Here is a 22,349-nt window from a genome sequence, read left to right on the forward strand (position 1 = left end):
GTCCGCCAAGACCGCCCCGCACCCCAACCCACCCCGCTACAATCCCCACACCCAAGCCGCTGACCAGCGCTAATGGAGAACTACGGCTGGAGTACTAGGCCGCGGGCGTCTGTGAAGCGGGTGCGATCGTCTCCGATTTCGGCCAGCACCCGGGCGGCAAGCTGGATACCGAGGCCGGGGAAGCTGAGGATAATTTCGGAGTCCGGGTGCTGCGGGAACGCCTCCTCGACGGCCTGGGCGAGGTCGTCGGCAGCGATGCAGGCGGCCGTGAGCTGTCCGAGGAGGGCGAGCGTCTGCTTGCCGAGCGCGTCCTCGACAAGCTCGGGCTGACGGGCCCAGTCGGTGCGGAACGCCTCGCGCAGCCGCTCGACGTCCGACTCGATGCCGCGCTTGCGGCCCGCACGCTTGAGAGCCGCCGTAATCTGGGTGCGAGTCAGGCTCGCGGCCTTGGCCGGTGTCGGCGCGAGCTTCATCAGCTCTCGGGCCTCCGGCCGGCACAAGCCGTTGTCCCACTTGGCGAAGGCATCCAGAGCAGCGGGGTAGCACTCGCGCAGCAGCGAGCGGAGCTGGTTGGCGACCTGCTGCCGGTTCCAGACCGCGTCCTGCTGAGCGCGGGCCAGTACGGCGATGGCACGGGCCAGGTCGCTGTCGTTCCGCAGCGGCCGGTGGGCATGCATATCCGTGCGCAGGATGTTCGCCAGGACCAGGGCGTCGCCAGGGCCGGACTTCTTGCGGGACACCGCGTGCCGGTCGCGGTAGCGGGCGGCAGCCATCGGGTTGATCGCGAACACCTTTCGCTTGCCTGCCCGCAGCACCGCGACCAGCAGACCGCGGGAGGTCTCTATCGCGACCGGAATCGGGGTCTGCTCCGTGTCGCCGTACTCGGCCAGCAGGTCCATCAGGCTCCTGTAGCCGGCCGCGTCGTCGGTGATGTGTCGCTTTGCAAGTAGCTGACCGGTGTCGTCGACCAAGGCAACGTCGTGTGTCCTCTCCGCCCAGTCGATGCCGCAGTAGATCAACCTTTCCTCCCCAGGGATGCAATGTTTGCGCTGGTTGCGAGCGCATGCGGGCCACGCAGCGACCTAATTCCAGGACTCGACCATCCGGTCGGTCCGCCACCTCACTAGCCGTTCGTGGCACCAGCGCACCCCACGGGCCTCGGTCTTCTCGGGAGCTCTGACGGCTCTGGACTATCAGGAGGTCGCCGTGCGGCGGGCTCGCGCCACCAACACCAACGAGTGACCAAGCGGACAGTGTTGACGGTGATGGCGACCTCGAAGACACCGAACGCCGCCGCGCTGGATAAAGGGATCGAGTGCCCAGACGGCTCCAGGCGTACGGTCGGTGCCCGCGAGGCTGCCACCACCTGCACTGTGGAAGACCGGGACGACAGAAGAGCATCGGTCCCCGGCGCTCGAACGGACTGGTGGCAACCCCCGGCTCCCACTGCCCGTTACCAAGGAATTAGGACGGCTCCGACGCCGTGATCACACCGGCCATCCGGAGATCATTTCAGTTGCCGGCACTCTTCCTCACGGCGATCCTGGGCTACGAACACCCAAGGGGGACAAGGTGGGGCTGATGCTCTTCCCGGGCGACGACGACGTGGCGAGTCCGGACGTCTCCTGGTCATACGCCGGCTTCAGTATGTTCAGGAAGTGGTTGGCTCAGGCCGAGGGGTTCACCCTCAGCGAAATGAACGGGTTCGGCGGAGAGCGCCAGTGGCGCAGTGTCTCCACCGCGCTGGCGCCACTGCTCAACCATCCAGACGACGACGGCCCCGACCTGACGCCAGCTCAATGCGCGGCCATGCTGCCCCGGCTGGAAGCGATTCTCGACCAGCGGCAGTCTGACGACAGCGACCCTGGCATCCGACGGCGCATCGAAGACGTCAGGGAGTTGATCACCGTCTTGCGGTTCTGCGTGGACAAGGACGTCGAGCTCATCTTCGGGTAGACCCGGGAGCGCGGAGTGCCCCGCCCGCGGGGATGGGCCGTGGTTACGGGACAGCCTTTAGGCTGGCGCAGTGGCTAATGAGCATGAGCAGGTGCAACCTTCGGGAGTGTGGGCCACGGCGGTGGGGGTGGCCAGGGTGCGGGCGCTGGAGACCGAGCGGGAGAACGCGCTGTTCCGCGACCCACTGGCACAGGCCTTCGCCACCGCCGGCGGCCTGTGGCCCTCCTCGTTGCCGCTGCCCGATGACGAGGTCGCGCGACGCCGGCGGCTGGCTGTGTCGTTCTCCATCGTCATCAGGACGAAGTTCCTCGACGACCTGTTGCGGCAGGCCTCCGCGTCCGGGGTCCGGCAGGTCGTGCTGCTCGGCGCCGGCATGGACAGCCGGGCCTTTCGGATGGACTGGCCCGAGGGCACCCGGCTGTTCGAGGTCGACACCGCTGAACCACTGGACTTCAAGGCTTCGGTGCTGCGTCAGGAGCGGGCCGTCGCACGCTGCGAGCGGATCACCGTCGCGGTGGATCTGCGTGAGGACTGGCCAGGTGCGCTGGCCGCCGCAGGGCACGACCCGGCCGCGCCGACCGCGTGGATCGCCGAAGGACTGCTGATCTATCTGCCCGAGGACGCGGTGGAGCTCCTGCTGGCCCGGGTCAGCACGCAGTCGGCGGCAGGCAGTCGGATGGGGCTGACATTGGGATCGCGCGGCGTGATCGAGCGCTTCGGCGCGGAGGCCGTGCCGGGATCGGCGGCGTCCATGTGGGTCTCGGAGATGCCCGACGACCCGGTGGGCTGGCTGGTCGGGCACGGCTGGGAGGCCGACAGCCACACCCTGCGCGAGCGCGCTGCCGCCTACGGCCGTCCGGTCAGCACCCCGCCGCAGCGCGCGGAACAGCCCGGCGGACTGATCTCGGCGGCCCGCCGGTAAGAAATCGTAGCCAGCGGCAGACAGCCAGCCCACAGCATCAGTCACCAGAGGCCGAAGAACCGTGTCCACCAGGTGGGCCATGCCGCCTCGCCGACCCACAAAACGGCCATCGTCTCGTCGGACCGAATCTTGAGTGCACCCACCGAAGGTTGGCCGAGTCACGGAATTGGCAGTGGGTTGTTACCGTTCGAGACGGTTCCTTCGAACGAACAAGGCAGGTCAGCAGGTGTCAGCTCTAGACTTCTACGCCCACGTCGCCACCAGTGGCGACGTACTTGGAGCTGGAATCGGCACCGGCCCCGGGGGCTGGGAAGCTGCTGTGGGGCCGGATTTCCTCGATGTTCCCGGTGGCGGCCTCCTACGGAGGGACTACGGACTCGTGGAGATCAACTTCTCACCGGACCAGCATGGGCTCCAGGGGCAGATGTCCTGCTTCGGCTTCGGCGTCAAGCCCCAACGGCTGCTGTACGACCTGTCCCCGGGCACCGTGCCGCTTCCGCTTTCGCGGAAGTACGGGAAGTTCGCACCCCGACTGCCGTTCGAGGATCTTCGGGCCGCCATCCTGTCCCGGGGACATTCGGTGGCGCTCGAAGAAACCTCGCGCGACATGCACCGCTACTGCGTGTCCAAGTCTGTCGCCCGCATCGACGTCATCCTCGATCCTGATCCATACGGTTCAAGCCCCACCGATCCGGATGGACATCAGGTAGGGGACGTATGGTCCATCTCCCTGTGGTGACCGACCCGAGCTTCGGACAAGTGGATGTCAGGCATCGAAGCTGAGCCCAACTCGTCAGCCGAATCGCTTGACAGATACCGCCAAGGCCTCACTACGCGGCCTCGGCGTTTCACCGGTCGTGTTTCAGCACCACGGACTGGTATGGCAGTCGGCGACGCCAAACCGGGCGAAGCTCTGCGAGGCCGGGACCGTATTGGTCACCCGAGTGGACTGGGTGCTAGCCGATGGGGCTGTGCTGGGTATCGGGCACCGGGGGCATCCAGTGCACAGCGTTCTCGCGGAAGGATGCGTTGACCGGCGCGAGGTCCACACCGCTGGTGTCGTCGAGAGCCGGGACGTTGATGCCGATACCCGGAATGTCGCAATCGACCGCCGCGACTCGGCTGCCGCAGTTGGCACAGAAGCCGCGCTTGGCCTTGCCCGGGAACGTCTCGAACCAGGTCGGCTCACCGCCCTCGCCCGTCCACGTGACCCGCTCGAAGCCGACCCACCACATCACCGGGGCCCCACCGAGCTTCACACAATGCACGCAGTGGCATGTGTGCGGGTATACCGCCGGGCCCGTGACGGTGAAGCGGATCCGACCACACAGACATCCACCAGTGCGCACTTCGGCTCCCTCGGGGGTGGCATTCATCCAGTGGCCTCCGCAACAAATTAGGCAAGTTGAGCCCATCAGTCTGACAGCCTGCCCATCACGGCGGGCAGCAACAGGCCGCGTCGCCGCCGCCCATTTTGGACGGCAGCATGGCCCCGGGCCCAGTTTCCGGTGAAGTCGCGCCAATGTCGTCCTGGTCGCGCAGCGTCCCATCAGACTGGCCAGATGTCACAGGGACCGAGGGTGTACGGCAGCGAGCATGATGACCCGGCGGCCAGCCTGCAGCCCGGCCACCACTACTGCGAGCAGACCGGTGGGCCGCTGGACGGGGAGCTGATCGAGGTGACCGGCTGGCCGGAGGAGGAGATCACCACCGGCGCGTACCTGATTACTCCTCACAACACGTATGGACCGGGCGGGCGGGCCTCATACGCGCCGGCCTTCAGCCGCCCTGGCGGCCGGTGGGTGCGGGAGAGCGTCGCGCCCTGATCGCCTCGCCGCCGTGAATGGCCCGGTGCTGACCAGTCCCCCGTGTCCTGGGAACCGGACCGCAGCTGTGGCGGGCTGTCATCACGCTCGGACGGCCAACGACAGAGTGTTCTTCTCGCCCCCGCCGACGAAGCTGCAGCTGCAGCGCGCCTGCGGGGGCCTGGGGCAGTCTTCGAGACTGTGACCTTCCGTTTCATTGAGCCGGACAGCGCCATCGCCGAGTGGGACATCTACTTCCAGAAGCCCTCGGCCAAGGCCCCACCGGTCGATCGGCTCCTTGGGTGGGCGTGGCCACAGTGGGGCACCACCCCTTGAACGATGGCGTTACGGTGTTCGCTTGCCGAAGCGACTGCCCCGAGCACTGGCCAACGCGAGCTCGGCCGAACTCGAAGAACTGGCAGGTCGCTGGACCACGCTCCTCCGATCCGAGGACGGAGCGGACATGACCGACGACGACCTGCTGGCAGTCGTGCAAGGCGTTCGTCATAGAACATGACCTCACCGCCGACGGCGATGGCGTCGCGCGCTGCCTTGCAGGCACCGGTCTGGTCTTTGAGCATCGTAGTGATGTCGCACCGGCTCGGATTCTCGTCGTCGGTGGCCATGTGGCGACTGTGGAGACCGAGCGCAGGCGTTGCTACAGGATTCGGCGTGACCTGCGCAGGGGCTCTGGCACAGAGGCGGTCATGACAGGTAGAGCCGCAGACCGGCAACATAGTGGTCAATTGGTTAATACCAACCCTGGTTGCACCACACCTTCGACACCGGGCACAGCCACTCGCGCAGCCACTCCCCGCCACAGCGGGGTCGGCCGGGGCCGTGGTGTGAGTTGCGGGAATGGTCAGCCGTGGGCGGGCAAGCAGTGCGTAGGAAGTGTCGCGGGTGCAGGCAGTTCGGCCTTGCAGCCCGGTCTGCGGCCGGCATTCCTCGCAGCAATCGTTGTCCGGCTCGGCCAGGGCCACCATGGCGTCCTCCCGGGAGATCTCCCCGATCCGGCCCGGGGAGATCGCGCACCCCCCGCGGTGCAGCAGGGCCGTCGACGAGGAGCGGTCCCCCGGCTTCGAGACCGCTCGCAGCCGTAACGCCGGGGCCTGGTTCTGGACTGCTCCGCCGACGGACGGCTCGTCCGGATCAGCGGCGCGGCACGACTCCCGCCGGGCCGCGGCACGACTCCCGCCGGGCCCAGGCGTTGGCGTGATCTGCCTCCGTCGTCGCTTTCTGCCCGGCCCCTGCCTCCGGTTGCCTCTCGCGGGCGCTATTCGGCCGGACCGTTTCAGGCGCAGGTGAGGTAGTTGTATCCGGCGGCCCGGTCGGCTCCGGTCCGGTCATAGAAGTGGTAGCTGTTGTTGGAGTCTCGGTAGACAGCGAAGGTTCGCAGCGGGCCGATGTAATAGCCCTTGTTGGTTGAGGTGTTGATGTCCATTCCGCCCTCTCCGTCCTCGGCGGCCTTGAAGGTGATCTTGCCGACGATGCCGTCGGGGGGCATTTTGCGGGCCATCTGGAACTCGATGGTGGCGTCGCGGGTCTTCTCACCGAACACGCCGTCGATGTCGTTCCAGGCGAGGAGCTGGTGGGCCCAGAGGATCTTCTGCCACATGCACGTGGCGTTGGACCGGGTGTTCTGGGTGGTGGAAAGGACTCCCTCGTCGTACAGGTCGTCGATGGGGTCGCCTGCCCCGTTGACGTAGGCCGCACCGTTATAGCTGTTGCTCGCGGAGGCGGGTGAGGCGGCGAGAGGGCTGAGCAGCAGTGCGACGGTGGCGCCTGCAATCAGGGTGGTCAGGTGATGCTTGCGCATGGATGTCGTCCTTCGGGACTGGGTGGTTGGGGACGAACTCAACGTAGGTGGAGTCCGAGTGCCGCTGCGTCCCCTGACAGGTTGAAGCCGGAGTACGGCACCTGTGGCACACGTGTCCTCACTCCCCCATGCGCGGTAGGAGGGTCATACCAGAGTGGTAGGGAGAGATCGGGCTCCGCGCCTCTGCACTGCGCAGAGGCGTCAGGTGGAACTTGCGCCCGAAATGCCGCGCGCGCTCACCAGCCACGATCTTCGCCACGCCGCGGTGTCAGCGACATCTACCGAGGCCGCTTCGCCTTGTGTCGTTGTGTGTTGAAGAGCCGAGCACTGAGTTGCGTCTGTCCGGTGCAAGGCGGGGGCCTTCAGCCGCCGCCAACAGCGGGCTCAGGAACGGCCGCGGTTGCTGCCCCAGGTACGGCCCGATACTTTCGTCTACGCGTCGCCGTCCGGCGGGGCCGGATGGTACGCGGCGTGAAGCGCTTCCGTGCTTCGGAGGACATCCTTTGCCGTACCTTCTCCCCCCGAGAGCCGTGGTGGTGATTTGCGCCAGGGCATGGGGTTGTCCTCTGAGCGTCGACGGTGGTGAGACAGGCCGGTCTGGACGCGCAGAAGATTGGAGTCGCGCCGGCTTTTCGACTCTCGAACCGCCTCGGCGCCGCTTCATGCGCCGGCTGTCACGAGACCCGTCTCGTATGCCACGACAACGGCCTGGGCCCTGCTGTCCAGGCCCAGTTTGGTCATCGTGCGATTGAGATGGGTCTTGACGGTCGCCTCACTGATGTAGAGGCGGGCGGCGATCTGCGGATTGGCTAGACCGCGGGCCACCAGTTTCAGCACTTGCCGCTCCCTGGCGGTGAGCACGTCCAGGTCGGCGGGATGGCCGGTGGCGGCGTGTCGGGCGTAGGCCTCCACCAAGCGGCGGGTGACGCTGGGCGCGAAGAGGGCATCACCGCCGGCGACCGCGGTCACCGCCGCGAGCAGCCGCTCCGGGCCGGAGTCCTTGAGCAGAAACCCGCAGGCTCCGGCGCGTAGTGCCCCATATACGTACTGGTCGAGGTCGAAGGTGGTCAGGACCAGGATCCTGGGCGGCGGATCGGCGGACTGGGCGAGGATGCGTTCGGTTGCCTCGATTCCGTTCATTCCAGGCATTCGGACATCCATCAGGATGACTTCCGGTCTGGTCCTGGCGGCCAGGACGACACCTTCGGCGCCGTCGCCGGCCTCTCCCACGACCTCGATGCCGGGAGCGGCGCGCAGCAGTCCCACCAGGCCGGCTCGAATGAGGAACTGGTCGTCCACGACGAGCACTCTGATCATGTGGTGGCGTCGTCTTCCTGTCGTGCGGCTGTCGTGGAAGTCGGCAAGGTCAGCCGCACGGCGAAGCCACCTCGGTCCTGGGGGCCGATGGCGATCTGCCCGCCGTAGAGCTTGGCGCGCTCCCGCATGCCAAGCAAGCCATGCCCGCGCACGGCTCGTTCTCTGTCCAGAATCACCCCCTGACCGTCGTCGGTGACCGAAACGGTCACCTGGTGCGGTTCGTAGCGCAGGCGTATTTCCGCACTCTCGGCGGCCGCGTGTTTCAGGACGTTGGTCAAGGCTTCCTGCACGACTCGGAAAGCGCACAGATCCACGCCAGGGGCGAGCGGGCGCGGCGTGCCCTCGATGGTCAGAGTGACCGGGAGACCTCCGGCCCGAACGCGGTCGGCCATCTCCGCAAGGCCGGCCAGCCCGGGCATCGGGCCCGACGGCGCTCCGTCGTCGTCGGTGCGGAGCACGCTGAGCGTGCGGCGCAGTTCGTCGAGGGCTTCTCTGCCGGTGGCTTCGATGATGTCGAGCGCGCTCCTGGCGGTGTGGCGGTCGCTGTCGAAGACGAACCGGGCCAGACCGGTCTGTACGGAGATCACTGACAGGTGATGGGCGACCACGTCGTGCAGTTCGCGGGCGATGCGCTCCCGTTCCTCGGTCACCTCACGGCGGGCACGCGCGGCTTGTTCCAGATGCAATTGCCTGGCCAGTTCGGCCGAGCGCCGGGCCAGGACGCCGAACCGCCACAGCACCGCCGGATAGACCACCGCTTGCCCGACCACGGACGGCCAGGAGTCCGTGGGATTGCCGGCACCGGCCAGCAGCCACGTTCCTCCCATCAGCGCGGCACACGGGACGGCGATGCGCGGCCCTCTGAGCGAAGCGACGGTGTAGACGGCGAGCATGGGCCCGAAACTGCATACCACCGGCCAGTACCCGGCCACGATGTAGGTCAACCATGTCGCGTGCACGACACAACAGACCACCGTGGGGCACCGACCGCGGAGCACGAGCGGCAGATGGACCAGGACCACCAGCACGTAGGCCGTCGCATCGAGCTGATCCTGCCCCTGGCGCGCGGCATCGGGCCCCAGCAGAAGGGCCACCGCCGTCAGCGCCGCCGCGATCAGGGCATCTACGACGAGAGGACGGCTCCGCATCGCAGCAGCGTACGGCCCACAGCCGACACCGAACATCAAACTTTGGCAGTACCACGGAAGTTGCAGAAGCTGAACCGCTTCCCACCGCTACGAAGCGACGGTACTGGTCGCGGCTAGTGCCGTATCAGGCAATGTTTCGCCCTGTTCTGATGGGTGGGTTTTCGCCTGGTCGCGTCGCTCTCTTCGGCTGGGGCAGCCTGCTGGAGTTTTGATGGGGTGCACGGTGACTTCTCCAGATGGCGATGTCCTTGCCGCTGCGGTGGCGAGGGTCGCGACGACCTTCGGCGGCATGACGGCCCAAGCGGACGAGACCGTGTGCGGCCGGTGCTTCGATGAGGTCGAGGTCGAGCTGCTGCGGACTCCTGACGTCCGTCTCCCGACGGACCTTGTCGGCCGGGTCGCGCAGAAAGATCCCTTCCACTGGGACAACCAGCCCGCGATCATCCGTCGGGTCCTGCCACAGCCCGTCGTGGTGCTCGGCGAGGGCGCGGTCGAGTCCGCACTCATGGCTCGTGGACTGGCCGCGGCGGGCTGGTCGCGGTAGCCCCGCGACCAGGCTGGGGCGGTGGCCGGTTTCCTGGAGGCATGGTGGACACAGGCCCTACGGATGGAGTCGCCACCGACCCCGGCGTGCGAGGTCTTCGAGAGCTGTGTGACCGCGAGTTCCTCAGTCGCCCCGTGGCTCGCCCGCTGGGAGGCGGAGAGGGGCACGGTCGCCCGCCACACCATCTGACCGAAAGCGTCGATTGGTGGCGGGAGGAGTTGACGTCCGACGACTCGCCGTTCACGTGGTGGTGGGGCACCGCGGCGGAGGAACAGGCCACCTGGCACGAGGTTAAGACATGGCTGGCCGCTCAGACCCAGGCAACCGTGGTGCCGGACGAACTGTGGCCTGACCGGCAGTAGAGACCGCCAACGAGGTCGGGTTCAGGCGACATTCGCTCTGGCCACGACCTTGCGGAGGCGCTTCTTGTAGCGCTCGCTGTCGAAGCTGGTAGGCCACCCGCCTCGGGACTCTCGGGACTCTCGGTTCTTGAGGTGTCTCTGCTGGTCGAGACCTTCGGGAATCGTGTGCGCAATGCCGCGTCGTCGCAGGTCGCGGCGGCTTCCGTGGGAGGTATATAGACCTTGTCCGCCGCGATCCGCGTCCACCCCGACGCCTGCGCCGACTGGGCCTTCACCCGGACCAGCCGGCCGCTCTCGTCACCGGCCCGCCGACGCCCGCCTGGTGGCACGTGGAGGCCGCACGGCTAGCCGCACGGCGGCACGGGTGACGGGAGATCTGAGCTCCCTCGTCTGCACCATTGACGCGGTCACGCCTCCCCTGCATCATCGTGGGAGCGCTCCCACAGGTGTACCGCACCCGAGGGCACCCATCGACCACTCACACCGGGCGCCCTGCCGACCGACGCGGCGCTCGCCCGAGGAGGACACGTCATGCCGCTCGCACACCTCCCCGCCACCGGCCGGTTAGACCGACCGCCCCGCGGGGCCGGACGAACCGCGGGCAGACGCCCCGCCGCAGCGCTCGTCTGCGCCCTGGCCACGGTCGCCGCCCTCGCCGCCGCTCCCCCGGCACCCGCCGCGACCGGCCGGGTCACCGCGGTCCCGGCCGCAGCGGCGACGGCCGCCGACGAGGCGCCGACCGTCGAGGTATCCGTCAACGCGGGGGTGGGGCTGGGGACCATCGACAAGGCGGCGTTCGGCGTCAACCACGCGCTCTGGGACTCGCACATGAACGACCCCGAGGTGACCGGCCTGCTGGGCGAGGCGGGCGTCGGCGTGATGCGCTACCCCGGCGGCTCCTACGGCGACATCTACCACTGGAAGGACCACACCGCCCCTGGCGGTTACGTGGCTCCCGGCACCACCTTCGACGAGTTCATGGGCAGCGTCCGCGCCTCCGGCTCCCAGCCGATGATCATCGCCAACTACGGCACCGGCACCCCGCAGGAGGCCGCCGACTGGGTCCGGTATGCCAACGTCACCCGCGGCTACGGGGCGAAGTACTGGGAGATCGGCAACGAGATCTACGGCAACGGCCACTACGGCGGCGGCTGGGAGGCCGACGACCACCCGGACAAGAGCCCGCGCGAGTACGCCCGCAACGTCCTCGCCTACGCCGGGGCGATGAAGGCGGTCGACCCGACGATCAAGATCGGCGCCGTGCTGACCACTCCGGGCGACTGGCCGGACGGCATCGCCGGACCGGGTGACTCGGCCGACTGGAACCACACCGTGCTGTCCGCGGCCGCCGGGACGATCGACTTCGCCATCGTGCACTCCTACCCGGGCGGCGCCACCGCCGACGAGGCCCTGGGCCGGACCGCCCGGCTGCCCGGGCAACTCCGCGAGGTCCGCCGGCAGATCGACCGGTACGCCGGAGAACGCTCGTCGAAGATCGGCATCGCGCTCACCGAGGTCAACTCCAACGTCCAGATGAACAGCCGCCCCAACGGCCTGTTCGCCGCGGACACCTACATGACGGCGCTGGAGAGCGGCGTCTTCAACGTCGACTGGTGGAACGTCCACAACGGACCCACCGAGGTGGAGACGGTGGACGGCGACACCGACTTCAACGACTTCGGCCTGCTCTCCAGCGGCGGCTGCGTCGGCGAGGTCTGCCAGCCGGCCGTGAACACGCCGTTCCACCCGTACTACGGCATCAAGTCTCTGACCAAGCTGGGCCGTCCCGGTGACACGATGGTGGCCTCCTCCACCGACAGCGACCAGGTCTCCGCCCACGCCGTGCACCGGGCCGACGGCACGCTGAGCGTGATGCTGATCAACAAGGACCCGCTGAACTCCGCCACCGCGGACATCAGTTACGCCGGATACACGCCCACTGCCCAGGCACCGGTGGTGCACCGTTACGGCCGCGGCGACACCGATGTCACCCGGGTGGCCCCCACCAGCGGGGGCCACCAGGTACTGCCGCCGTACTCGATCACCACGATCACCGTCGCCCCGCACGCCGCCGCGGCCTCGGTCGGCGCGCCCGGCGCACCGAAGACCACCGCCGTGGACAGTTCGGCCGCCACGGTGAGCTGGACGGCCCCCACGAACGGCAAGGCGGTGCGATACGAGGTGTACGAACAGCTGGGCGCCAACGCCCAGCTGCTCGCCACCTCGACCTCCACCTCGGCAACGCTGCACAACCTGCCGCCCGGCTCCGAGCACACGGTCAACGTCCTCGCCCGGGACGCCGACGGCCGCCTCTCGCGCCCCTCCGATCCGCTGACCTTCGCCACCACGGCTCCGCGCGACAGCAGCTGCCTGGTCAACTACCGGGTCGACAGCGGCTGGGGCAACGGATTCGTCGCCACCCTCACCGTCTCCAATGTCGGTGACGCCTCGGTCAACGGCTGGACCCTGGACTTCACCTGGCCGTCCACCGGCCAGTCCGTGCAGAGCTCCTGGAACGCGAACGTCACCAACTCGGGCACACGCGTCCACGTGACCGACAACGGCGCCAACGCCGAGCTGGCCCCACGCGGCGGCTCCACCGCCACCTTCGGCATCGTCGGAGCCAACGACGGCGCCAACCCCACCCCGACGACCTTCACCCTCAACGGCACCGTCTGCCGCACCTCCTGACCCACCGCCCGCGGCCACGAACGCGGACACGGACATGGACGCGGACACGGACGCGGGCGCTGGCGCGCCGGAGGATCGTCACCCGCACCCCGGAGGAGGCGGGCGTCGAGCCGGAACTTCGTTCTCGACGGGGGCACCTTCCTGTGAACCGGACCGCCGGGGTCGCGCGACCGTACGTGCTCCAGATGCCGGTGTCCGAGGCCGGGACCGGGCCGCCGTCCGGCCTCGGGCCGATGGCCGACGACGAGTGCGCCGCCGGCCCCGTGCGGATGGGCTGAGGACTGTCCCGTAAATGATCTTCTGGTTGTCTCAGGGATGGTGGGCCGCCGTGCGACCCACCATCCCGATCCGGCGAGGGCGAGTTCGTGCATCCGAACGATGCCAAGCATGGCGTGGTGGACGCCGTCGCCCTCGAGGCGGCAGTCGCGGAGGATCTTGCAGGTCTTCATGCGGGCGAGACGTGCTCGATCCGGGCGCGGATCTGCTTGTGGGACCGATGGAGTTCCTCTTTCCACTCCGGCAGTTCAATCTGACCGCGCTGTCGGCGGTGGGGATGACCATTCCCGTGCCCAGGTATCCGCCGTCGGCGATCGTGAGGGCAGGAGATGCCCGACGGGAAAATGAGGACGTTCAGGGGCGCGGGAAGAACGGGGTGACCGTGTCGGCCGGCTACGCCGATCGCAAGAACATGTCCTCCCTGCTGTGCGCCGCGGGTACGAAGGAACCAGGCGATTTCGAGTTCCTGGCTTCCTGCACGGGTCTCGACGGCGCCAGAATCGACCATGCCAAGGCGTCCTCGTGGCTCCACCGGGCGAAGAGGGAGACCGACTCCCTGTACGAGAAGCAGGTGACCAAGACGGGAATCAAACGGGGGTGCGTTGTCAGTGGAGTGTTGGACTCGGGTCCCGTGAGGATGGTTCTGCACCGCACATACGAGAGGTACTCGCCGAGGATCCTCGGAGGCGCAGTGGTGTAGAGGCATCAGCAGGGTCCGGGGTCAAGGCCCCTCGTCGGCCTCGGGTTGGAGTGGGCAGCGCAGGACCCGGAGTGGGCGGCGGAGCGCGCGGCACATCTCACCGCTATCGCCCCGGACTGGTACTGCCCCTGATCGCTGGACTGGCAGCGCCCCCACCGCGTCCTAGCCGACCTGGCCGACCTGGCCGATGCCGATGGCCAACTGCCCGGCCATCACACCCGGCGTCCTCACGGCCGGCAACGGCATCGGACTGTGACTGGAGCAGCAGAAGCGGCCGGGCACCTGGGCACGGCTCCGGCTCCTGCTCCTGCTCCTGCTCCTGCTCCTGCTCCTGCTCCTGGCAGCAGGAGCGGCTGACCGTGCTGGGCGTCAAGCCCGCCCGGTCGCCGCCTCCTGCCCGTGCGGGCGGCGGCCTTGCGACAGAAGGCCCGGGCAAGGCGCAGCAGGCGTTCCCGTGCGGGCCGACAGCACTCGCGCAGTGGGTGCACGCACAGTCATGGCATGCACCTCAGCACTTTGCTCCGTTGCGTACCCAAAGACGCCCACGCAGCACTCACAATCGGCGGGTCCAACCGGGACGCTCCATCCTCGGTCCGTCACCGTCCCTGTCTCCCGTTCTGCGCCTGCAACCCAGGGACCGTGATCTGCGAGGACGATCGGGGCTCTAGTTCTTCCGGGGGGCATGGGTCAGCAACCAGCGGAGCAGGGCCGCCACGCTGACCCGGAGCGGATGGATCGGCTCTTCGAGGCCGGGGGTGCCGGGGCGTAGCTGAGAGTGGCCGTGGTGGCCGCTCCGTCGGCGAACGCGAGTGGGATCACGCGGGCTGCCTGGCCGCCACGGTCGGGTGCCGCCTCCTTCCACTTGGTGCGGGCGGCCTGCCGGTGACGCCCCCAGGCGGTTCCGATCCCGGTATAGCCGGCGCCCTGAGGACCGGCGGCCTTCACGCAGCGTTCGACATCGTCGGCGTACTGGCGCAGCCGCGGGCCGGTGCTGTCGCCGGGGCGGTTCGCCGGCGCCCGGGGCCGGCTGAGATGACGACCGGGGCGCGGTCCAGGGCGTGCAGCCCGACTTCGCTGATGCTGGAGTCCAGTTGCTTGCCTCGGAGTCGGAGCATGCGATCCGGTCGCGGTGCAGGCGGTTCGCTGCGGGCATCAGGCGACGGCTGGGCACTGGACGTGCGGCCTCAACCGATCCCACCGTCGCCCTTCACTTCCTGATGTGGCGATCTCGACCGACAGGCACATTTCAGACTAAACGATCATAATAGTGATCCGAACGAGGACATCATGTGTCCCCCACGAATCAATGGGTCTGTGACAGCTGGAAAGCGAGAATGTATGTGCACGCGAGCTCTCTGGGCTGACGCAGGCGGGGCCGTTCTTGCCGGGCGCAACATGGACTGGATGGAGGAGATGGGAACCAACCTCTGGGCGTTCCCGCGCGGCATGGCCCGCGATGACGGTCTCGGCAAAACCCTGACCTGGACCTCCGCATACGGGAGTCTGGTCGCCGGTGCACACGATCTGATGACCGTCGACGGGATCAACGAAGCCGGTCTTGCGGCCCACCAGCTTTTCCTCCCGGAATCCGACTACGGCGAGCGGGACGAGAGCCGTCCGGCGCTGAGTGTGGCGGTCTGGATGCAGTACGTCCTCGACAACTTCGCCACCGTCGCCGAAGCGGTGGAGTGGATCGAGAGTTCGCAGCTCCAGGTGGTGACACAGAGCGACCCGTCGAGCGGTAAGTCGGTGACCCTGCACATGGCGCTGGACGACCGGTCAGGTGACTCGGCGATCGTGGAATACCTGGACGGGACGCCGCAGGTGCACCATGACCGGGCCTACACGGTGGTCACCAACTCGCCTCCGTTCGAGGAGCAGCTCGCCCGCCTGCGGACCATCGAGGGTCTGGGTGGCAGCGAGCCGCTGCCGGGCGGGACCGACCCCTCGGACCGGTTCGCGCGCGCGGCGTACTACCTCACGCGGCTTCCCCAGCCCGGCGACACGACCGAGGCAGTCGCTTCACTGCTGAGCGTCATGCGCAATGCCGCCCAGCCGTTCCGCGTTGCCGATCCTGACAAGCCCTACGCCTCGCAGACTATCTGGCGCACTCTCACGGACCTGAGCAACGGCATCTACGTCTACGAGTCGACGACACGGCCCAACATCGTCTGGGCCCGTATGTCCGGACTCGACCTCTCCGAAGGCGCACCTGCGCTGAAACTCGACCTCGCCAATGACACCGGCCTCGAAGGCGGACTCGTCGGAGACGTCACCGACCGCTTCACCGAGGCACCGCCGATGCACTTTCTGCCGGCACGGTAGAACGCGCTTCCTGCTGGCAACGGAGAACCGCAGGCAGAGGTGGCGGCTGCGTCACCGCTGGTATCGGCAGGCTGTCCGTACACGGCCCGACGTCAGTTTGCGCGGCTCACCCGTTCCGGCCGGTGGAGGAAGACCTTGGCCAGGACGAGGGCGAACAGGCCGCCGACAGCCAACATTCCCGTGGCCCCGGCGCCGGCTCAACTTAACAAAAGGGTCCCCTTCCCCACGGCTATCGCGTGGGAAGAGGTGTCATCATCGCGGGGAGGCTTACCCACGGAGACCGACCACGGACAACACCCGTTGTCCGATATGCCGGGCCCCCGCCTCCGGTCACACCTCCACTCCCCCACCAGGCGCAACCATCCAACCAACCGTTCAACCCCCCATCCGGCGCAACCCTCTCCGCAACCCTCTCCGCAGCCGTCACAGGCCAAGGCAGGCACAGCCCTGTGCCAGGCCAGCTCCCACCGCCAGGCCGCCCACCGATCCGCCCGCACAAAGATCCGACAGGGTTCGGCGAGCATCACCAGAACCTCCGCGGGCACCGTCGAGGGCCCGGCACCCGGTGACGAAGACGAACCCGAGCCGCAACAGAAGTCCGTACGGTGCCCCGCCACGCACCATCGCACCTCAGGCATCCGGCCCCGGGCCTACTGCCGCGGCTTGGCAGGCCTTCGGCCAGCGCCCGGAGAGCGTCCAGCCAAAAAGGGCGCAGTCCGGCGCGGTTCATGTCCCCGGTGATGCCCGCCAGGCAGTTCGCGTCGACGGGCAGTTCCCGGTTCGACTGCCGGGTCGGCCCCATCCCGATGGACGGGGCCGGCATGGCACACCGCGCAAGGGATGATGGGGATGAAATGACGAAACGTGAGGTCAGGAGAATTTCATGGCGAAGCGGGTTCACCGACCCCGTGAAGATGCCGAGTTCAATTTCATCCTCGGGATGAGCAGAGTTCCGGTCCTCGCATACTTCACCGGGACATGGCCCAAGGCAATCGAGCCCTGCCGGGTGATGGACCTCGTCGTGGGTGACATCGCCGACGACTACACGGGCCGCCTGACGGCCGTCCGCGCCGACATCACGCGTTGTCCGGCCGCAACCAAGCAGTACGAAATCACCGGAGCCCCGTCCTACGTCCTACTGAAGGAGGGAAAGGCGGTGGCGCACGGCACGGGGCCTATGGCCATCACCGAGATGCGGAAATTCCTGGACAGCCACCTCTGAGCAGCCGCTGCGAAACGTGACCGCGACGCCCGTCTCGTCTCGTCTATGCCAACAGCGCCCCCAGCCACGGGGCACTACCGACGGTGTGTCACTTGGACTTGGACTTGGATTGACGCCACTCGACGGAACTGATCGTGTCGTTGAAGGAGCGCTCCCTGGCCTTGTAGTTGCCGCCCGCGTCCTTGACGTACACGGTCTGCGCCTGCCTGAGATTCATCGCGACTCGGCGGTCCCGGGCATCGTCGTCGACCGACAGGCCCGAACTGTTGCGCGGCTGGACGGTACGGCCGACCGGCTGCTGCCGCCGAGAAAGCCGTCCCCACCGGTCGGCTCGGGATGAATGGAGTCGACAACTCCCGCCGGGTCGGCGTTCGTCCCGACGATGGGGATGTCGTCGTCGAACCGCGCGTAGGGGGCGCCGAAGACCCTGTCCTGGTCAAGGCCAATCGTGAATCTGCCCATCCCGCAACCGGAGCTGCCGCTCCAGTGACCGTCACTTTGTTGATCTTTATCAGCGGTGAAGCCGGGGTCCCGGTGGCAGGAGGGCGGTAGCGCTCCTCCGTAACGAAGTGAGGTTTGGCATGCGTCGGGTTGTGGCTGCGGCCGGAGTTGGGGCCGTGGTACTGGCGGCAGCGGTGCTACCGGCCCAGGCAGCTGATGAATCGGGCAAGACCGACACAGCCGGCTGTTGGAAGAACCGGACGCAAGCACTGCACCGGGCGTTGATGAAATCAGCCCCGATCGGGTAGCCCGTCACAGTGCGTCTGACCGAGGGATGCCGCTACACCTACCCGGACAAGAAGAAGCAGTTCTCGGTGCCCGACGGGCGGACGATCATCGGGCAAGGTGCGGTGCCGGCAGGCCATACGGACCTGTATCCGGTGCTGACCTCCTCGACCAGTGGCTCACGGATCACGCTGCAGGACGTGATGCTGACCGGGCCGTCGTTGTGTGTGCTGGTGCCGGCCTACTCCCACTTCACGCTCAAGAACGTCAAACTGCACTGCACCCAGTCGATGGCCACGATGAGAGTCAAGGACGAAGGAACGGCCGACCTGATCGATGACACGGAACTGCGCGGCGGTGGCCCACCCCACGGCGCACGGCGGTGGAGGCGGACTCGAGCGTGGCGGCACCGTACACCTGCGCGACCGGGCCAAGATCACCAACTTTGCCGTGCTGACCCGGATGGTCGACGTCGCTGCAGGTGGCGGCGAGAAGATCGCCAACCAGAAGACCGGGGGAACTCATGAGCGAACCGTCCACGCCGGCACTCAGTCACCACGAGGACGGCATCGGGGCCGTAGTGCTGAACAGGGGGACGCTCACGGTCGAAGACCAGGCCACGATCACCGGCAACAAGATCGTGCGCACCACACAGCGGCCCAAGTACCCCCGGGCCGCAGAGCCTGACCACACCTATCAGGGCGGCGGGATCTACAACCAGGAAGGGGCGAGCGCAACGGTCGTCCCCGGCTCGGTGACCGGCAACCAGCCCGACCGATGTGCCCGTCCCACCCCGGTCACCGGCTGCACCAACTAGGACTTGTCCGGGCGATCACGTGCGGAGCCAGATGACGAGGGCTGCTGCGGTGACGGTGCCGAGGAAGACATAGCCGCGCTTGTCGTATCGAGTGGCGACGGCTCTGGCGTGCTTGAGCTTGTTGATGGCCCGCTCGACGGTGTTGCGTTTCTTGTAACGGTCTTGGTTGAACGCGGGCGGCCGCCCGCCTCCTGAGCCTTTGCGCAGGCGGGCGGCCTGGCTGTCAGTCTTCTCCGGGATAGTGTGCCTGACGCCGCGGCGCCGCAGGTAGTCGTGGACGAGGCCGTTGCTGTAAGCCTTATCCGCAGCAAGGCTGTCCGGCTTTTTGTGGGGCCTGCCCGCCCCAAGACGGGGGACCCGGATCTTCTCCAGAACCGATTTGAACTGGGTGCAGTCCGCCCGCTGCCCTGGCGTGATGGCCAGGGACAACGGACGGCAGCGGCCGTCCGCGCTCAGGTGTATTTTGCTGGTGAAGCCGCCCCGCGAGCGGCCCCGCCCTCGTCGACAGCACCACCTCCACCAGGCGGCCGTGAAGGCTCTGCCATGGCGTCTCGTCCTGGTGTTCTGCCTTCGCGGGGCCCCCCTTTGAAGCGGGGGCCGGCGGTGGGCCGGTGCGGGCGTTGGCCGCATGCTGATGCGCACGCACGACGGTGGAGTCGACAGAGATGTCCCAGCCGATCTCCCCGACCGCGTCGGCCTCGGCCTGGACCTGCTGGAGCAGACGCTCCCAAGTCCAGTCGGCCGACCACAGACGGTGGCGTTCATAGACGGTCTTCCACGGCCCGAACCTCTCGGGCAGATCACGCCACTGCACCCCGTTCCGCACCCGGTGCAGAATCCCGTCGATCACCTGCCGGTGATCCCGCCACCTGCCACAACGCCCCAAAACGGCCGCAGCCGTGCCCACTCGGCATCCGTGAGATCGCCCCGCCCCATGCTCACTCAACGATTCGGGCAGGGCGGCCGTCACGTGGGCCGTACGACACCTGCGTACTGGCTATTCCCTGGCCTGGAGAGAAACACCCGGCGGGTTGGCAGCTCGATTTCCGCGACGACGACGGTGATCTGCTCTCCGACCTCGAAGTCTTCTGCCGGACTCGCCGCAGGGCGGCCGTCGATCTCTCTGAAGGGAACCAACCCGACGATCCCATCTCCGAGGTCGACGAAGACGCCGATGGGAACCACCTTCTCAACCGTCCCGCGGAATTCCTGACCCACCACTGTGCGGTCGGCGAAAGCCTGGAGCGGGTCGGGCTCCAGTGACTTCAAAGACAGTCTGGCCTCAGCGTTGTGGGTGTCGGCCCCAATGAACTCGCACGAGACACGCTGTCCTACCTGAACAACATCGGTGGGATCATCGAAGCGCCGCCAGGACAGTTCGGGGAAGACGATGAACCCGACACCAGGGAAGAGCGGATGGGCAGGCCCGTCGTCCAGGGCCACGAAAACCCCGAACCGCTCGATCGCCGCGACGGTGCCGGACAGGGTATCGCCGCAGTGCAGGGACTCCAGGAACGCCCAGAGTTTCGGGCTCTCAGTGGGCGGTTCGTTAGTCTTTGAGGGGTTTTGCTGTCGCCTGATGGTGTGGTGGTGGGGCGGAACCTGCCGACCCACGGTCGTTGATCTGGTGATGTGACCAGATGAGTGAACGCAAGCCGTATCCGAGTGACTTATCGGACGAGCAGTGGTCGTTGATCGAGCCGGTGATCACCGCGTGGAAGGGCCGGCATCGGTCGGTCAGCGGGCATCAGGGTGCCTACGACATGCGAGAGATCGTGAACGCGATCGTGTACCAGGGACGAACCGGCTGCCAGTGGGCCTACCTACCGCATGACCTGCCGCAGAAGAGCGCGACCTACTACTACTTCGCCGCATGGCGGGACGACGGGACCGACCATGTCATCCACGAACTCCTGCGGTGCCAGGTCCGCGAACGCGCCCGGCGATTAGAGGACCCGGCCCTGGTGGTTCTGGACACGCAGAGTGTCCATGTGGCCGCCGGGGTCCCCGCCGACACGAGCGGCCATGACCCGGCCAAGCGGGTGCCCGGCCGCAAGCGGGGATTGGCGGTGGATGTCCTCGGACTGGTCATCGCGGTCGTCGTCCTGGCCGCGAACACCCACGACAACGCGGCGGGCATCGCCCTACTGGACCAGGTCGCCGAACAGACCGGCGGAACAGTCCGCAAAGCTCTCGTCGACCAGGGCTTCAAGAATCAGGTCGTCGCGCACGGCGCCGGCCTGGGCATCGACGTCGAGATCGTCGCCCGCGACCCGCAGATCAAGGGATTCGTGCCGCAGCCGAAGCGCTGGAGGGTCGAGCAGACCTACGGAACCCTGATACTGCACCGGCGCCTGGTCCGCGACTACGAGCACCACCCCTCCTCCTCCGTTTCACGCGTCTACTGGGCCATGACCCACGTCATGACCCGCCGGCTCACCGGCACGAACACCCCCACCTGGCGCGAGGCACAGGCGGTCGCAGCATGAACATCCAGCCCTTGCTCGAAACCCTGGAACTGCAGGAGCAAGCTGCCCGGGTTCTGGCCGGCGACCTCCGTGAACAGATCGACGGCCTGCAGAACCGGCTGCGGGAGGCCGAGACCCATCTGGAGCATCTCGCGATCACCCGCACCACCGTCACCAGCCTCGCCGACCGGCTTCCCGCTGCCCCACCGGACCTGCCCGAGCACCCGGACTACCCCCGTATCCTCGACGCCTTCAACCACGCGACCGGACCACAACGGGCGAGGGACGTCTGCCAAGCCCTCGGCCACGAGCTGCTGCCGAAGAACGTCGAAGGCACCCGCGCCAAGCTGAAACGCCTGGTCAAGCTCGACATCCTCACCGAGGTCGACACCGGCATCTTCGCGAGAAGGCCATAGCCGGACACCTACGGCCAGCAATCACTGGCCACAATCTGGTGTGCGTACTTGTTCTCCGGGTCGATGTCTTGGATCACCTTCAGGGCTTCATGCATCCGCTCCGTCTCGCACATCAGCCGGACAAGGACGTACAGGGCGTCACGGTCACCGTCTTCGGCGCGCTCGCGCAGCGCGGACTCCATACCTCGCTCCCGAAGCGACCTGTTGAGTCTCCGAAGTGCGTGGCGATCCCTGAGGGCGAGCTCCGTAAGTTCTGGAATCCGTTCCGCTCGGACCAACAGATCCATGTGCCACAGATGATTGTCGTGCCTGTCCGGATCATCGGAGAAGCACTCGGCATGGGCGCTTACCAGCGCGATCGCTGCGTCCCAATCCTGAAGTTGCTCCGCAGCTCGAGCTCGCTCCAACCAGTCCACAGGCCGATTATCGCCCGTTGCCCCAGCGAACAGCAACGGACAGCATCTTGAAGCAACCCCTGCGGAGTGCCCTTCAGGGCAAGTCGCGGTCAAAACTCTCAAACCGCCCTCTCAGACCGCCAATCCATACCGCCACCCTGGCACACGACATCGTGGGCCGCCCATGCCCGCGACGAACTGCGGCACCGCCAGGTCTCAGGAGCCGGAACCATGATCGGCCGGACAAGTCCTAACCGTTGCTTTGAGTATCAGTAGATCTCAGCAATCCCGGCTTTTCTGCCGGAATGGTCCGTGACAGTGTCACCGGAGCGCGAGTTGTGCTCTGGTGTCCTGGTGACGGTCTCCCGTTTCTGTCCCGGCCCGGGGGCTGGGGATTGTGCCACCTGCCCGCCCCGTCCCGGCCGGGACAGAAACGGGAG

The 22,349-nt window shown here is 67.4% G+C and carries 21 protein-coding genes and 4 pseudogenes; 14 read left to right on the plus strand and 11 right to left on the minus strand.

The window, feature by feature from the left end; all coding sequences use genetic code 11:
- Positions 1 to 95: 95 nt before the first annotated feature.
- Positions 96 to 1,019, minus strand: a pseudogene (locus JGS39_RS16980) (IS110 family transposase); the annotation flags it as partial.
- Between the two features lie 562 nt (positions 1,020 to 1,581).
- Here JGS39_RS16980 and JGS39_RS16985 point away from each other — a divergent pair.
- From JGS39_RS16985 to JGS39_RS16995, 3 genes are all read left to right on the plus strand, one after another.
- Positions 1,582 to 1,956 (plus strand): hypothetical protein, encoded by a 375-nt coding sequence (locus JGS39_RS16985; RefSeq protein WP_236064691.1) that lies wholly within the window; start codon positions 1,582 to 1,584, stop codon positions 1,954 to 1,956.
- 106 nt (positions 1,957 to 2,062) lie between these two features.
- Positions 2,063 to 2,878 carry a class I SAM-dependent methyltransferase gene (locus JGS39_RS16990; protein ID WP_219569991.1) on the plus strand — a complete coding sequence of 272 codons (816 nt, stop codon included), beginning with the start codon at positions 2,063 to 2,065 and terminating at the stop codon, positions 2,876 to 2,878.
- A gap of 226 nt (positions 2,879 to 3,104) precedes the next feature.
- Complete coding sequence (locus JGS39_RS16995; RefSeq protein ID WP_219569960.1) at positions 3,105 to 3,617, plus strand: hypothetical protein; 513 nt, start codon at positions 3,105 to 3,107, stop codon at positions 3,615 to 3,617.
- A gap of 217 nt (positions 3,618 to 3,834) precedes the next feature.
- Here JGS39_RS16995 and JGS39_RS42090 read toward each other — a convergent pair whose 3' ends face one another.
- A complete protein-coding gene (locus JGS39_RS42090; RefSeq protein ID WP_443742896.1) occupies positions 3,835 to 4,428 on the minus strand; it encodes a GFA family protein in 594 nt (197 codons plus the stop codon).
- Positions 4,429 to 4,440: 12 nt separating this feature from the next.
- Between JGS39_RS42090 and JGS39_RS17005 the strand changes: the two genes are divergently transcribed.
- Together JGS39_RS17005 and JGS39_RS17010 are read left to right on the plus strand one after the other, a co-directional pair.
- On the plus strand, positions 4,441 to 4,704 hold the full coding sequence (locus JGS39_RS17005) for a hypothetical protein (RefSeq protein ID WP_219569964.1): 264 nt from the start codon (positions 4,441 to 4,443) through the stop codon (positions 4,702 to 4,704).
- A 337-nt stretch (positions 4,705 to 5,041) separates the two neighbouring features.
- On the plus strand, positions 5,042 to 5,200 hold the full coding sequence (locus JGS39_RS17010; RefSeq protein ID WP_219569966.1) for a hypothetical protein: 159 nt from the start codon (positions 5,042 to 5,044) through the stop codon (positions 5,198 to 5,200).
- A 418-nt stretch (positions 5,201 to 5,618) separates the two neighbouring features.
- Here JGS39_RS17010 and JGS39_RS41695 read toward each other — a convergent pair.
- From JGS39_RS41695 to JGS39_RS17030, 4 genes and pseudogenes are all read right to left on the minus strand, one after another.
- Positions 5,619 to 6,002: pseudogene (locus tag JGS39_RS41695) on the minus strand (DUF6233 domain-containing protein); the annotation flags it as partial.
- Positions 5,978 to 6,502 (minus strand): peptidoglycan-binding domain-containing protein, encoded by a 525-nt coding sequence (locus tag JGS39_RS17020; protein WP_219569968.1) that lies wholly within the window; start codon positions 6,500 to 6,502, stop codon positions 5,978 to 5,980. The gene JGS39_RS17020 and the pseudogene JGS39_RS41695, both read right to left, overlap by 25 nt.
- 660 nt (positions 6,503 to 7,162) lie before the next feature.
- Positions 7,163 to 7,819 (minus strand): response regulator, encoded by a 657-nt coding sequence (locus JGS39_RS17025; RefSeq protein ID WP_219569970.1) that lies wholly within the window; start codon positions 7,817 to 7,819, stop codon positions 7,163 to 7,165.
- Complete coding sequence (locus JGS39_RS17030) at positions 7,816 to 8,967, minus strand: sensor histidine kinase (RefSeq protein ID WP_219569972.1); 1,152 nt, start codon at positions 8,965 to 8,967, stop codon at positions 7,816 to 7,818. Before JGS39_RS17030 ends, JGS39_RS17025 begins: the two co-directional genes overlap by 4 nt.
- Positions 8,968 to 9,256: 289 nt before the next feature.
- On the opposite strand from JGS39_RS17030, the gene JGS39_RS17035 reads away from it, so the two are divergent.
- Positions 9,257 to 9,511: a hypothetical protein gene (locus JGS39_RS17035; protein ID WP_219569974.1), complete on the plus strand. Its 255-nt coding sequence runs from the start codon at positions 9,257 to 9,259 to the stop codon at positions 9,509 to 9,511.
- Between the two features lie 893 nt (positions 9,512 to 10,404).
- Entirely contained in the window at positions 10,405 to 12,564 is a 2,160-nt protein-coding gene (locus JGS39_RS17040) for a cellulose binding domain-containing protein (RefSeq protein WP_219569976.1), read from the plus strand.
- Positions 12,565 to 12,911: 347 nt separating this feature from the next.
- Here the strand turns inward: JGS39_RS17040 and JGS39_RS17045 are convergent.
- Positions 12,912 to 13,161, minus strand: a pseudogene (locus tag JGS39_RS17045) (transposase); the annotation flags it as partial.
- A gap of 55 nt (positions 13,162 to 13,216) precedes the next feature.
- On the opposite strand from JGS39_RS17045, the gene JGS39_RS17050 reads away from it, so the two are divergent.
- From JGS39_RS17050 to JGS39_RS17060, 3 genes are all read left to right on the plus strand, one after another.
- On the plus strand, positions 13,217 to 13,540 hold the full coding sequence (locus JGS39_RS17050) for a hypothetical protein (RefSeq protein ID WP_219569978.1): 324 nt from the start codon (positions 13,217 to 13,219) through the stop codon (positions 13,538 to 13,540).
- 1,338 nt (positions 13,541 to 14,878) lie between these two features.
- Positions 14,879 to 15,865 (plus strand): linear amide C-N hydrolase, encoded by a 987-nt coding sequence (locus JGS39_RS17055; RefSeq protein WP_219569981.1) that lies wholly within the window; start codon positions 14,879 to 14,881, stop codon positions 15,863 to 15,865.
- A gap of 883 nt (positions 15,866 to 16,748) precedes the next feature.
- The gene (locus JGS39_RS17060; RefSeq protein WP_219569984.1) at positions 16,749 to 17,087 is read left to right on the plus strand and encodes a thioredoxin domain-containing protein; all 339 of its coding nucleotides are present in this window, start codon (positions 16,749 to 16,751) and stop codon (positions 17,085 to 17,087) included.
- An 88-nt stretch (positions 17,088 to 17,175) separates the two neighbouring features.
- Here JGS39_RS17060 and JGS39_RS41460 read toward each other — a convergent pair whose 3' ends face one another.
- Complete coding sequence (locus JGS39_RS41460) at positions 17,176 to 17,304, minus strand: hypothetical protein (RefSeq protein ID WP_264302786.1); 129 nt, start codon at positions 17,302 to 17,304, stop codon at positions 17,176 to 17,178.
- Between the two features lie 541 nt (positions 17,305 to 17,845).
- On the opposite strand from JGS39_RS41460, the gene JGS39_RS17065 reads away from it, so the two are divergent.
- Positions 17,846 to 18,340 carry a hypothetical protein gene (locus tag JGS39_RS17065; protein WP_219569987.1) on the plus strand — a complete coding sequence of 165 codons (495 nt, stop codon included), beginning with the start codon at positions 17,846 to 17,848 and terminating at the stop codon, positions 18,338 to 18,340.
- Positions 18,337 to 18,630 (plus strand): hypothetical protein, encoded by a 294-nt coding sequence (locus JGS39_RS17070; protein WP_219569988.1) that lies wholly within the window; start codon positions 18,337 to 18,339, stop codon positions 18,628 to 18,630. The genes JGS39_RS17065 and JGS39_RS17070 overlap by 4 nt, the downstream gene beginning before the upstream one ends.
- A gap of 15 nt (positions 18,631 to 18,645) precedes the next feature.
- Here JGS39_RS17070 and JGS39_RS17075 read toward each other — a convergent pair.
- Together JGS39_RS17075 and JGS39_RS17080 are read right to left on the minus strand one after the other, a co-directional pair.
- Positions 18,646 to 19,566: pseudogene (locus JGS39_RS17075) on the minus strand (IS5 family transposase).
- A gap of 30 nt (positions 19,567 to 19,596) precedes the next feature.
- Entirely contained in the window at positions 19,597 to 20,244 is a 648-nt protein-coding gene (locus JGS39_RS17080; RefSeq protein WP_308120480.1) for a S1 RNA-binding domain-containing protein, read from the minus strand.
- A gap of 26 nt (positions 20,245 to 20,270) precedes the next feature.
- Between JGS39_RS17080 and JGS39_RS17085 the strand changes: the two genes are divergently transcribed.
- Together JGS39_RS17085 and JGS39_RS17090 are read left to right on the plus strand one after the other, a co-directional pair.
- Positions 20,271 to 21,119, plus strand: a complete 849-nt coding sequence (locus JGS39_RS17085) for an IS5 family transposase (protein ID WP_219569989.1) — start codon at positions 20,271 to 20,273, stop codon at positions 21,117 to 21,119.
- Complete coding sequence (locus JGS39_RS17090; RefSeq protein ID WP_219569990.1) at positions 21,116 to 21,514, plus strand: hypothetical protein; 399 nt, start codon at positions 21,116 to 21,118, stop codon at positions 21,512 to 21,514. The genes JGS39_RS17085 and JGS39_RS17090 overlap by 4 nt, the downstream gene beginning before the upstream one ends.
- Before the next feature lie 8 nt (positions 21,515 to 21,522).
- Here the strand turns inward: JGS39_RS17090 and JGS39_RS40930 are convergent, their stop codons facing one another.
- Entirely contained in the window at positions 21,523 to 21,696 is a 174-nt protein-coding gene (locus tag JGS39_RS40930) for a hypothetical protein (protein WP_236065756.1), read from the minus strand.
- Between the last annotated feature and the right edge of the window lie 653 nt (positions 21,697 to 22,349).

The organism is Streptomyces poriferorum (genome assembly GCF_019399235.1).
GTDB classification, from domain to species: Bacteria; Actinomycetota; Actinomycetes; order Streptomycetales; family Streptomycetaceae; genus Streptomyces; species Streptomyces poriferorum.